Here is a 12,539-nt window from a genome sequence, read left to right as displayed (position 1 = left end):
TGATTAATAAACATTAAAAATGAAATGCGTTTTGGCATAGCCTTTGCTTTAGCTGTCATATAACCCACAGGAATTATTAACTATTTAGATAGTTATTTTTTGCATATACCGTTTATTGAACCGTGAGATGTGACTATGCCCGACGAAAAATCCCCCCTTCGCTATACCCGCCAGACGCCAAAGGCATACGTTATCCGCAGCGATGACGAAGCGATCGCCATCGCCCATGAGATCGCGGCGGTACTGCAGCCCGACGCGGCGCAACGCGATCGCAGCGGCAGCGTCCCGCCGGAGATTATCGATACCTACTCCAACAGCGGCCTGTGGGGGATTACCGTCCCGCGGCAGTGGGGCGGCGCCGAGGTTTCTGCCGCGACGCTGGCTCAGGTGATTGCGATTATTTCCGCCGCCGACCCGTCGCTGGGGCAAATCCCGCAGAACCACTACTGCCTGCTGGAGGATATTCGTCTGCAGGGCAGCGAAGCGCAGCAGGCCTTTTTCTTCGCTCAGGTGCTGAAAGGCTATCGCTTCGCCAATGCCCTTTCTGAGACCGGCGGTAAGACGGTGCTTGATATCCGCACCCGCCTGGAGGCCAGCGATCGCGGTCTGCGCATCACCGGTCGTAAAGGATACTGCACCGGATCTCTCTACGCTCACTGGATCGGCATTCTGGCGCTGGATGCGGAGAATAACGCGCAGCTGGCGTTTGTTCCGCGCGAATCTGCAGGGCTGACGGTCATCGACGATTGGGCCTGCCTCGGCCAGCGCACCACCGCCAGCGGGACGGTCCTGGCGGAGGATCTGGCCGTCGAGCCTTTCCACCTGTTCCCGACGTGGAAATCCTACGCGATGCCAACCCTTGCCGGACCGTTTGCCCAGCTCACCACAGCCGCCATCGATCTGGGGATCGCCCGCGCGGCGCTTAGCGATACGGTAAGCTTTGTCAGCGAATTCGCCCGGCCGTGGATTGATGCCGGCGTTGAGCGCGCCAGCGAAGATCCGCTGACTATCTATCAGATAGGCCAGCTTGACAGCCGCCTGGCGGCCGCCGACGCGCTGCTGGAGCGGGCCGGGAAGGTGCTCGACCGGTATAAATACGATCTGAGCGAGGATAACGTCGCCCAGGCGTCTATCGCCGTGGCGCGCGCCAAGGTCTTTACCACCGAAGCGGCGCTGGAAGCCGCCAGCCGCCTGTTTGAGCTTAGCGGCACTCGCTCGACCAGCATCGCCCTCAATCTTGATCGCCACTGGCGCAACGGGCGCGTCCACACCCTGCACGACCCGGTGCGCTGGAAATATCAGCTGCTGGGCAACTGGGTGCTCAACGGCATTCGTCCGCAACGCCATGACTGGAACTGAGATGAACCGCGCGCTGGCTTTTTTCGCGAGTATCGACTGGGGCGACGTGGCGCAGGCCAGCGTCGATACCTTGACCATGCTGGGCTGGTCGCTGGGCTTTACCGTGCTGATTGGCCTGCCGCTGGGGATTGTGCTCTATCTCAGCGGCCAGCCTCGCCTGCTTCACGCGCCGCGCCTCTATCGCCTGCTGTCGCTGGGGGTCAACATCCTGCGATCGCTGCCGTTTATCATTTTATTGATCGTGATGATCCCGGTGACGACGCTGATTACCGGCACTTCGCTCGGCGTTGAAGGCACCATCCCGCCGCTGGTTGTCGGCTGCGCGCCCTTCTTTGCCCGGCTGGTCGAGACCGCGCTGCGCGAGGTGGAGCACGGCCTGGTGGAGGCCAGCTGGTCGATGGGCGGCAACACCTGGCAGCTTATCTGGCACACCCTACTGCCGGAGTCGCGCGCCGGGCTGATTGCCGCCGTGACCGTGACCGCGATTTTACTGGTGGATTACACCTCGATGGCCGGGGTCATCGGCGGCGGCGGGCTGGGCGACCTGGCCATCCGCTTTGGCTATCAGCGCTTCCAGACGGACATCATGGCGATTACCGTTCTGCTGCTGATTGCGCTGGTGCAGATAGTACAAATGAGCGGCGATCGTCTGGTGAAGGCGATGAGCCGCAAATAACAATAGCTTCAGGAATAAGACAATGAAAAAAACAATCCTCGCAGCGGGGCTTCTGGCCCTTTTCTCCCTGTCCGCCAGCGCCAATGAGACGCTGACCGTAGGCGCAACGCCGGTCCCCCATGCCGAAATTCTCGAGTTCGTGAAGCCCGAGCTGGCGAAACAGGGGGTCGATCTGAAAATTAAAGTCTTTAACGACTTTATCCAGCCTAACCAGCAGCTGGCGGAGAAAAATCTCGACGCCAACTACTACCAGTACCGCCCTTTCCTTGATAACTACAATCAGACCCGCCATACCCATCTGCTTCCGGTGGTCGGCGTGCATATTGAACCCTTTGGCGCTTATTCGAGTAAATATAAAACGCTCAAAGAGGTACCGGATGGTGCCACCGTTGCCATTCCGAACGATCCGGTGAATACCGGTCGCGCGCTGGTGATGCTCAGCAATGCCGGGCTGATTACCCTGAAAAACCCGCAGGATCCGCAGTCGGCGACCAAAGATATCACCGCTAATCCGCACCATTTTAAAATTCGCGAGCTGGAAGGCGCAATGCTGGCGCGGGCGGTGAATCAGGTCGATCTGGCGTTTATCTTCGCCAACTATGCGCTGGAGGCCGGAATTGATACCGACAAGGCGCTGCTGGTGGAAAAAGGCAGCGATCTGTACGTCGAGTATCTGGTGGCGCGTCCCGACAACATCAACGATCCCGGCATTCAGAAGCTGGCGAAAGCCCTGAACTCAGACCGCGTGCGCAGCTTTATTCTCACCCGCTATAAAGGCAAAATTTTGCCCGGTTTTTAATCGCCGGATGTTCATCGGCAGCCTGCGGGCTGCCGCTTAATTTCGTTAACAGAGCCGCTATCGTGACGCAAAAACCCAACGCCACAACGCATATTCAGCTAAGCCAGATAAGTAAAGCCTACCCCAACGGCGTGCAGGCGCTGCGGGATATTAATCTGCAGATCGCGCAGGGAGAAATCTTCGGCATTATCGGGCGCAGCGGCGCCGGAAAATCAACCCTGCTGCGCCTGTTCAACCGCCTGGAAAATGCCGATAGCGGTGAAATTATCATTCACGGCGAGCATACGCGGCACTACTCCCGCAGCCAGCTGCGCGACCTGCGCCGCCGGGTCGCGATGATCTTCCAGCACTTTAATTTGATGGCCACCAAAACGGTGGCACAGAACGTTGAGCTGCCGCTGAAAATGGCCGGGGTACCGCGGGCGGAGCGGCGGCGACGGGTCGATGAGATCCTGGAGCTGGTCGGCCTCAGCGCCCTGCGCGACAGCTGGCCGGCTAAGCTTTCCGGGGGACAAAAGCAGCGTACCGGCATCGCCCGCGCGCTGGTTACGCAGCCGGAGATCCTGCTGTGCGACGAAGCCACCTCGGCCCTCGACCCGGAAAATACCCTTGCGGTGCTGAAACTGCTCAAAGAGATTAATCAGCGCCTCGGTCTGACCATCGTACTGATCACCCATGAGATGGACGTCATTCGCACCCTCTGCGACCGGGTCGCGGTGCTTGAGCGCGGAGAAATTATCGAACAGGGGGAGGTGTGGCGAGTATTTGGCCATCCCCGGCACGAAGTCACCCAAAGCCTGCTCGGCACGCTGCACCATGACCGCCCGGACGAGCGTCCGCCGCTGAGCGGAAATCAGCAGCTGGTCACGCTGCATTTTGACGGCAGCAGCGGACATGAACCCAACTTACAGCATATCGCCGCCCTGCTGGGCGACGATGCTCACCTGCTTTACGGCAGCTGCGAGCAGATTCAGGGACGGGTGATTGGCCAGCTGCGGGTACGCCTGGCGACACCGCTGGCAAATCAGCGCTTAGCGCAGCATGCCGGCTGGGTAGCAGACCGCCTGACCTTCTCCGGCGAACCGACAGCAGAGGATGCTGGCGCTTAGCGCAAAAATGACAGATTAATGCTGAATTATTGCTAATGCTAAATCGCTATAAGCCATAGCTTTTCGGTGTTAGACAGTGCGCGGTGCGCCTCTTATCTTTCGTCATGATTTGTAAATATTTTACGCAATTCTTTGATGAGGGAGCACTTTTGTCCAGACTACTGCACGGGTTAAAAACCAAACAGACGCGGTTCGCGCTTGCTCTGAAAATCGCGTTGCTCGGCGGCGCGGTGGCATTTTCTTCGGTCGCCATCGCCGACGACATTTTAAAAGAAGGGATCACCCCGGCCAGCGATGCCAGCCAGATCCCCGCGGCCGCGAAGCTGCGCAAAGATACCGTCGTGGCCGGCATCTCCGAGCCGCAGGGCATTTTTAACCCCTACTTCTTCGTCAACGGCTGGGATGAGAACGTCACCAACGTGATTTTCGCTCGCCTGATCGACTGGGACATCCACGGCAATCTGGTGCCGGGCCTCGCCGAAAGCTGGACAGTGAGTCCGGATAACAAGGTCTACACCATCAAGCTGCGCCCCAACCTGACCTTTAGCGACGGTTCGCCGCTGACCGCCGACGATGTCGCCTTTACCCTTACCGTGCTGCTGGATCCGAAATACGACGGCGATACTGATATCACGCTCGCCAATATTGCCGGCGGCGCGGAGTACAAAGCGGCGAAAGCCGATAGCGTCAGCGGTCTGAAAGTGCTTGACCCCTTAACGCTGCAGGTGACCACCACCCAGCCGGGCGCGACGACGCTGGCAAAAATTGGCGGCCCGGTACTCTCCAAAGCCTATTACGGCAAAGGCTACCAGCGCGGCAACCTCGACTATCTGCGCACCCTGCACGGCAAACCGCTGGGCAACGGTCCCTACGTTTACGACAAATACATCCCCGGCCAGGAGATTCGTTTCCACGCCAACAGCCATTTTTATCGCGGTACGCCGCCCACCCCGCGCTTTATCTATCGCGTGACCAACCCGTCAACCAACTTCCAGCTCTTCCAGACGGGCGAAACCGACTACGACGCCTTTACCTCGCGTCCTGACGATATCGAACAGCTGAAAATGCTCGGCTTTGCCAACATCAACCTTTACGGCTCCAGCGACTACAGCCAGGTGGAATTTAACGTCCGCCGCCCGGCGCTGAAGGACGTGAAGGTACGCCAGGCGCTGATTTACGGCCTCGACCGCCAGAAGCTGATTGATGTGGTCTACCAGGGCTACGGCAAGGTGGCGATTGAGCCTATCGCGCCGATCTCCTGGGCCTGGAACGCCGACGGGGTGAACCCGTATCACTATGACCCGGCGCAGGCGAAAAAGCTGCTTGACGAAGCCGGCTGGAAACCGGGGCCGGACGGTATCCGCGTAAAAGAGGGCAAGCGCCTGGAGTTAACGCTGCTGGTGAGCAAGAAAGTGCTCAACGATGCGCTGATCCCCATCGCCAAAGAGAACTGGCAGCAGATTGGCGTCCTGTTAAAACCGCAGGTCGTCGATTTCAACGCCCTGATGGCGCAGCGTAAGTCGGGTAATTACGATCTGGCGTCGTTCAGCACCAGCACCCTTAACGACCCGCATGATGGCGTGTGGGATTTTTACAGCGCGGAAGCGAAAGAGTCCGGCTATAACAACCCGCAGGTCGATAAGCTGATTACCGAAGGTAACTCAGTGCTCGACGTCGAGAAACGTAAGCCTATCTACCACCAGCTGTATCAGGTACTGGCGCAGGACCCGCCGGTGATCCTTCTCGGCTACCGTGAAATTCTCTCGGCGAGCAGCGCCCGGGTCACCGGCTTCAAACCGGATATCTACAACGGCCTGACCGGCAGCCTGCCGGATGTCAAAATCGTTAAGTAAATCCCCGGCCGCCGGGATGACCGGCGGCTGACGTGAGAATGTCATGAGAAATTTCATCCTGAGACGGCTGCTGCAAACGCTGCCGATGCTGCTGCTGGCCTCCTTGATTATCTTTATGCTATTTGCCAAAACGCCGGGCGATTTTATCGACGGCAATATCACCCTCACCGCCGCCCGCGCCGCCGAACTGAAAGCCATTTACGGCCTGGATCAGCCGCTGCTCACCCGCTATATCCACTGGCTCGGCCAGCTGCTGCGCGGCGATCTCGGGTTTTCGCTGCAGTACCAGATCCCGGTCAGCCAGCTGCTCAACCAGTACATCTGGAACTCCTTCCTGCTGGCCAGCGTGGCGCTGGTATTTTACTGGGGAATTGGCCTGACGGTGGGCGTGGTCTCAGCGCTGAAGCCCAATTCTGCGTTCGATCATCTGGTGAGCGTCGCGGTGTTCGCCGCCATGTCGTTCCCGACCTTTTTTCTCTGTCTGCTGCTCATCAAGTGGTTCGCCGTCGACCTGCACTGGCTACCGGTGGGCGGCATGACCAATACCGGCAGCGACGACAGCGGCTGGGAGTATGTGCTGCAGGTCGCCGCCCATCTGGTGCTGCCGGTACTGGCGCTGGTGATGCTCCAGGCGGGCAGCCTGACCCGCTATTTTCGCGCCAGCATGCTCGACGTGGTGAAAATGGATTTTGTCCGCACCGCCCGCGCGAAAGGGCTGCGCGAACGCGCGGTTATCCTCAAGCACGCCCTGCGTAACGCCCTGCTGCCGATCATCACCCTGCTCGGCTTCGAGCTGCCGGGGCTGTTCTCCGGGGCGATCATTACCGAAAAAGTGTTTAACTGGCCGGGGGCCGGGCATATTCATATCGATTCGCTGGCCGCCCGCGACTACCCGGTGTTAATGGGCTTTACCCTGTTTCTGGCGGTACTGACCATTCTTGGCAACCTGATTGCCGATGTGCTTTACGCGTGGGTCGACCCGCGCATTCGCGTGAGGTCCTGATGCTCAGCTCTCTGTTTTCTGCTAACCGACGCCTGCGCAAGGCGGAAATCCCGGCGCTGGCGCAGGTGACCCCATCCCCCTGGCGTCAGGCCTGGCAGGCGCTGCGCCGCAATCGCCTGGCGATGCTGTGCCTGCTGCTGCTGGTCGTAATGGCCCTCTGGTGCATACTGGGGCCGCTGTGGTCGCCGTGGAAAGACGATGCCACCGACGCGCTGATGATTAACAGGCCGCCCGGCGCAGAACACTGGCTGGGTACCGACTTTCTCGGTCGCGATATTTACACCCGCCTGCTGCTGGCCGGGCGCATTTCGCTGATTATCGGCCTGCTGACCATGCTGCTGTCGGTCACTCTTGGCTATCTGCTCGGCGCGCTGTCGGGCTACGCCGGCGGCCTGACCGATAAACTTATTATGCGTTTTGCCGATCTGGTGATGACTATCCCCGGCCTGCCGCTGCTGATTGTCGCGGGCGCGATGCTCTCGGAGCTCGATTTCTCACCGGACTCACGCATCTATATGGTGGTAATTATGCTGAGCCTGCTGGAGTGGCCGAAGCTGGCGCGCCTGGTACGCGGGCAGTGCCTCTCCCTGCGCGAGCGCGACTTTATGCTGGCGACCCAGGTGCTGGGACTGTCGGCGCGACGCCGTCTGTTTGGTCATCTGCTGCCGAATACGGTACCGATTCTGGTGGTCATGGCGACCATGGCGGTGGCGAACGCTATCCTCAGCGAGTCGGCGCTCAGCTACCTCGGGCTTGGCGTGGTACCGCCGACGCCGTCGTGGGGCAATATGATGGACGCCGCCAACAGCCTGATCGACTTTCAGCGCCGGCCCTGGCTGTGGATGCCGCCGGGGATCGCCATTTTTATCACCGTCATCGCCATCAACGTGCTGGGCGACGGCCTGCGCGACGCCATGGACCCTAAAATGAAACAGAGGCTGAAATGAGTCGCGCATTAATCACCTTTAATCAGCTTTCGGTCTCTTTTGCCGCCGACAAAAACCGGGTACGCGCGGTACAGGATGTGTCGTTCACTATTCGCGCCGGGCAGACCGTTGGCGTGGTCGGCGAATCCGGCTGCGGCAAAAGCGTCACCGCCATGTCGTTAATGGGCCTGCTGCCACCGCAGGCGGCGCGCATTGACGGCGGGGAAATTCTTTTTGAGGGCCAGGACCTGCTGCGGCTGAAAAACGCCCGTATGGCCGACCTGCGCGGCAATCAGCTGGCGATGATTTTTCAGGAGCCGATGACCGCCCTGAATCCGGTACTCACCGTCGGCGAGCAGCTCTGCGAACCGCTGATTCGCCACCGCGGCGAGCCGCCGAAGGCCGCATGGCGGCACGCTACCCAGCGCCTGACGGATGTCGGGCTGGCGCGCGCGGATAGCCTGATGGCCAGCTATCCGCATCAGCTTTCCGGCGGCATGCTGCAGCGGGTGATGATTGCCATGGCGCTGAGCTGCCAGCCGAAGCTGCTGATTGCCGATGAGCCGACAACCGCCCTGGACGTCACCGTGCAGGCGCAGATCCTGCGCCTGCTGCGCGACCAGGCGCGGGCCAACCGGATGGCGATGATGCTGATTACCCACGATCTCGGGGTTATCGCGCAGATGGCCGAGCACGTTGTGGTGATGTACGCCGGGCGTATCGTCGAGCAGGGCGCGACCGCCGCGATTCTGCGTCACCCGCAGCATCCCTATACCCAGGGGCTGATTGCCTCGCGGCCGGTGCCGGGGGCCCGGCGCCGACGCCTCTATTCAATCCCCGGCCAGGTGCCGGACCTCGCCGCCCTTCCCGCCGGATGTGCCTTCGCCGAGCGCTGCGCAAAAGCCACCGCGCGCTGCCGACAGAGCATTCCGCCGCTGTCAGGGCAAGACCGGCAGGCCGCCTGCTTTTACAGTGAACTTTCGGAGTCCGTGACATGAGTCATGAATACGTGATTGAAGTGGATGGGCTGAAAAAACACTTCCCGCTGCGCGATGGGCTGTTCGGTCAGCAGACCGGCGTACTGCGGGCGGTGGATAGCGTGAGCTTTAAGATTCGCCGGGGAACGATTTTTGGTCTGGTGGGCGAATCCGGCAGCGGGAAAACCACCGTTGGCCGTACGCTACTGGGGCTGTATGAGAAGACCGCCGGCAGCGTCAAGTTTCGCGGTCAGGAACTTGCCGAACTGCCGCCGCGGGCAATGCGCGCGCTGCGGCCTAAAATCCAGCTGGTATTTCAGGACCCCTACAGTTCGTTAAACCCGCGCATTCGCATCGGCGACGCCATTGGCGAGGCGATGCTGGAGCACAAGCTCTGTCGCCGGGCGGAGCTGTATGACAAAACCCTTGAGGTGATGCGCATCTGCGGGCTGGCGCCGCAGCATTACAACCGCTTCCCGCACGAGTTTTCCGGCGGCCAGCGTCAGCGCATCGGCATTGCCCGGGCGCTGATCTTAAACCCGGATTTTATTATTGCCGATGAGCCGATTTCGGCCCTCGATGTGTCGATTCAGGCGCAGATTATTAATCTGTTTTCCGATCTGCGCGACGATCATGGGGTGACGTTTTTGTTTATCTCCCACGATCTCGGGGTGGTAGAACATCTCTGCGATGACGTGGCGGTGATGTATCTCGGGCAACTGGTGGAGACCGCCAGCCGCGATGCGCTATTCAGCCGGCCTTTGCATCCCTACACCCGGGCGCTGCTGGCGGCGGTACCGACCCTCGATCCGGACAGCGAGCCGGTCGCGGTGGTACAAGGTGAAATTCCCGACCCGTCCCGGCCGCCTTCCGGCTGTCGCTTTTCCTCCCGCTGCCCGCAGGCCAGCGACCGCTGCCGTCGCGATATTCCACTATTAAGGGAGGTCGCCGACGGCCACCACGTCGCCTGTCACGCGGTTTAGCGCCGGCCAGCCTTCGGACCATAAAAAAACCGCCCACAGGGGGCGGTTACTTGCGCAAGAGCGAAACGGCTGCGGCTACTCTTCCAGCGCGAAGGCAATAATATCATCGCCCACGTCCGGCGAGTGGCTGGCGCCCCCGGCGGAGATCACCACGTACTCTTTACCGCTTTTCGGTGATTTATAGATCAGCGGCGCCGCCACTGCCCCAACCGGCAGACGAGCGCGCCACAGCTCTTTACCGGTGGCGGAATCCAGCGCGCGCAGGTAGTTATCCTGAGTTCCCGCGAAGAACACCAGTCCGGAAGCGGTTGACGTCGGGCCGCCCAGCGTCGGCATACCCAGCGGGATATGCATGTGCGTTTTCAGCCCCAGCGGACCGGTATCCTCCACCGACCCCATCGGCACCTGCCACAACAGCTGGCGAGTGTTGAGGTCAATGGCGCTCATGGTGCCAAACGGCGGGGTATTACAGGGAACGCCCAGCGCCGACTGCAAAATATCGATCCGCACGCCGCCGTATGGCCCGGCAATTTGCGGCCGCACGGTTCCCATAAAGCCGGGCACCTCGTCGGTGGAGACTTTATATTTCGCCATATCCTCTTTGCGCACCAGCGACATTCTCAACGGCATCCGCATATCGTTGACGAACAGCGTTCCTGTGCGCTCATCGATAGTAATACCGCCCCAGTTCATGCCCCCCAGCAGGCTTGGCCACTCAATGTACGGCTTCTCTGACGGCGGCGTGTACATGCCAAGATAAGTCGACGCTTTGAAATCGATACGGCACATCAGCTGATCGAACGGCGTCACGCCCCACATCGATTTCTCGGTGAGCGGCTCGACGCCCAGCTGCGGCATGCCGGTGGAGAACGGCTGGGTGGCGGAGAGATGCTCGCCTTCCGCACCATCATGGGCGACAGGCTGCTCTTCCACGCGGGTCACCGGCTTACCGGTACGCCGGTCGAGTACGTAAATCTGCCCGGTTTTGGTGGTCTGGATCAGAACCGGAACCTCTTCGCCCCGCTCGTTTTTCATATGGAACAGTACCGGCTGCGACGGCAGGTCATAGTCCCAGATATCATGATGCACGGTCTGGAAGACCCACTTCGTCTCGCCGGTGCTGGCGTCCACCGCCACCACGGAAGATCCGTATTTCTCTTTGGCCGCGTTGCGATCGCCGCCCCAGTAGTCCGGCGGACCGTTACCGGTCGGCAGATAAATCAGGTTCAGCTCTTTGTCAAAGCCCGGCACCGTCCAGACGTTCGGCGTTTCGAGGGTATAGACGCGACCTTTTACCGGGTCGGTAACGTTTTCCGGCTGGCCGACGTCCCACGCCCACACCACGTTTCCGTTACGTACGTCAAACGCGCGTACCACCCCGGACGGCTCGCCGTGCACGATATCGCGCACCCAGCCGCCGAGCACCGCAATATGCCCCATAATCACCGGCGTTGAGGTCGGGTGGTAGCGTTTGCTGTTTTCGGTATTGTCCATACCCTGTTTCAGATCGACGCTACCGTGATCGCCGAAGTCATCGCACAGTTCGCCGGTTTTGGCGTTCAGGGCGATCAAACGGGCGTCGACGGTAGACACCAGGATACGCTGCGGGCACTGCTGCAGCGCCAGGCTGGCCTTCTCTTCTGCGCTCAGCGAATCATCGCTTTGTACATCGTAATAGCCGACCCCGCGACAGGTGACGTGTTCGGCGGTACTTGCGTGCGGGTCAAAACGCCAGCGCGCTTTCCCGGTATCCGCATCCAGCGCCGTAACCACGTTCAGCGGCGTACAGGAGTACAGCGTGTCGCCAATTTGCAGCGGGGTATTTTCATCGACGCCAATCCCGGCGCCGGTTAGCCGGCGGCCGGTGTGATACGTCCAGGCGACTTTCAGGTTTTTGACGTTTTGCGGCGTGATCTCATCGTACGGCGCAAAACGGGTGCCGGAGGCATCGCGGCCGAAGAACGCCCAGTTATCGCTTTTGGCAGCCAGGGTCGGCGTGCTGTCGTCGCTCGCTTTCACCACGCCGTGATGAATACCGCCGTGCGGGTAGAAGGCGGAAACCAGCGTCGCCAGCAGCAGGAGGAAAATCGCCGAGGCGCTCCAGTTGGCGTAGCGTCTGCGCGCAGGCGGGATCGGCAGCGTCGCCGCCAGCCACAGCGCCAGCATCAGCATCAGCGCGGGAACGACCAGCCGGGGGATCAGGCCCCAATAGCTGAGCTGCACTTCATACAGCGCCCAGCAAAGGGTCAACAGGAAAGTCAGAATGGCAAAAGGCAGGACATAGCGGCTGCGGACAAGATAGCCGACGGCGATAAGCAGATAAGCGAGACCGGCTAACAGATACCAGGCGCTGCCGCCGAGAGAGAGGAGTTTGCCCCCCCAGATAGTGAAAAAGAGTCCAGTGCCAAAGCTCAGTAATGCAAAAAGTACCCGGTAAACGGTAAAGAACAGGCCCCTACCGCTACCTTGTTGTTCGTCCATATTTCATCCCATACGACGTCAGTCGAAAAAACCAAAACATCTCATATAAACAGCGCGTTATCAGACCAATAAAAGCGCATAGCGCATATCATGTTGGTTGGACGCTCTCGGACAGAGCGAAGAACGTAAGGAATTATATGTATTTGTAAAAATAATGTAAAACTATCAGGCATTAAATGTTTAAAATTTTTTAATTTATAAAAGTAAGTTGAACGAATGATGGGTTATAACGAAAGCCGCAAAGCCCGCGTTGCATCCGCTGTTAAGCGCGTTTCGATCCAGGCGAATCAGTCCGATCCGTCTTGCTATCCTCCCCCCGCTGTTTAATCATACCCGGCGCGTTCATTTGACCGCTTACATCGGGCGAAGCCAT

At 59.8% G+C, this 12,539-nt stretch carries 10 protein-coding genes; 9 read left to right on the top strand and 1 reads right to left on the bottom strand.

Going from position 1 to position 12,539, the window contains the following annotated elements; translation table 11 throughout:
* The first annotated feature begins 135 nt into the window (after positions 1–135).
* From ACESQ2_RS07240 to ACESQ2_RS07200, 9 genes are all read left to right on the top strand, one after another.
* A complete protein-coding gene (locus tag ACESQ2_RS07240; RefSeq protein ID WP_224259930.1) occupies positions 136–1,359 on the top strand; it encodes an SfnB family sulfur acquisition oxidoreductase in 1,224 nt (407 codons plus the stop codon).
* Between the two features lies 1 nt (position 1,360).
* Positions 1,361–2,035 carry a methionine ABC transporter permease gene (locus tag ACESQ2_RS07235; protein ID WP_373170269.1) on the top strand — a complete coding sequence of 225 codons (675 nt, stop codon included), beginning with the start codon at positions 1,361–1,363 and terminating at the stop codon, positions 2,033–2,035.
* 22 nt (positions 2,036–2,057) lie between these two features.
* The gene (locus ACESQ2_RS07230) at positions 2,058–2,834 is read left to right on the top strand and encodes a MetQ/NlpA family ABC transporter substrate-binding protein (RefSeq protein ID WP_046878498.1); all 777 of its coding nucleotides are present in this window, start codon (positions 2,058–2,060) and stop codon (positions 2,832–2,834) included.
* Positions 2,835–2,896: 62 nt separating this feature from the next.
* Positions 2,897–3,943 (top strand): methionine ABC transporter ATP-binding protein, encoded by a 1,047-nt coding sequence (locus ACESQ2_RS07225; protein ID WP_373170268.1) that lies wholly within the window; start codon positions 2,897–2,899, stop codon positions 3,941–3,943.
* 149 nt (positions 3,944–4,092) lie between these two features.
* Entirely contained in the window at positions 4,093–5,796 is a 1,704-nt protein-coding gene (locus tag ACESQ2_RS07220) for an ABC transporter substrate-binding protein (protein WP_373170267.1), read from the top strand.
* Between the two features lie 43 nt (positions 5,797–5,839).
* On the top strand, positions 5,840–6,799 hold the full coding sequence (locus tag ACESQ2_RS07215) for an ABC transporter permease (protein WP_224259928.1): 960 nt from the start codon (positions 5,840–5,842) through the stop codon (positions 6,797–6,799).
* Positions 6,799–7,746, top strand: a complete 948-nt coding sequence (gene opp4C / locus ACESQ2_RS07210) for an oligopeptide ABC transporter permease (RefSeq protein WP_004851599.1) — start codon at positions 6,799–6,801, stop codon at positions 7,744–7,746. Before ACESQ2_RS07215 ends, opp4C begins: the two co-directional genes overlap by 1 nt.
* On the top strand, positions 7,743–8,723 hold the full coding sequence (locus ACESQ2_RS07205) for an ABC transporter ATP-binding protein (protein WP_048262246.1): 981 nt from the start codon (positions 7,743–7,745) through the stop codon (positions 8,721–8,723). The genes opp4C and ACESQ2_RS07205 overlap by 4 nt, the downstream gene beginning before the upstream one ends.
* Complete coding sequence (locus ACESQ2_RS07200; RefSeq protein WP_345911318.1) at positions 8,720–9,685, top strand: oligopeptide/dipeptide ABC transporter ATP-binding protein; 966 nt, start codon at positions 8,720–8,722, stop codon at positions 9,683–9,685. The genes ACESQ2_RS07205 and ACESQ2_RS07200 overlap by 4 nt, the downstream gene beginning before the upstream one ends.
* 75 nt (positions 9,686–9,760) lie before the next feature.
* Here ACESQ2_RS07200 and ACESQ2_RS07195 read toward each other — a convergent pair whose 3' ends face one another.
* Positions 9,761–12,166, bottom strand: coding sequence for a membrane-bound PQQ-dependent dehydrogenase, glucose/quinate/shikimate family (locus ACESQ2_RS07195; RefSeq protein WP_049070091.1), 2,406 nt, complete (start codon positions 12,164–12,166; stop codon positions 9,761–9,763).
* Positions 12,167–12,539 lie beyond the last annotated feature (373 nt).

Source organism: Klebsiella sp. Q11, assembly GCF_964241505.1.
Lineage (GTDB): Bacteria > Pseudomonadota > Gammaproteobacteria > Enterobacterales > Enterobacteriaceae > Klebsiella > Klebsiella michiganensis.
This window is presented reverse-complemented; position numbering and strand designations above follow the sequence as displayed.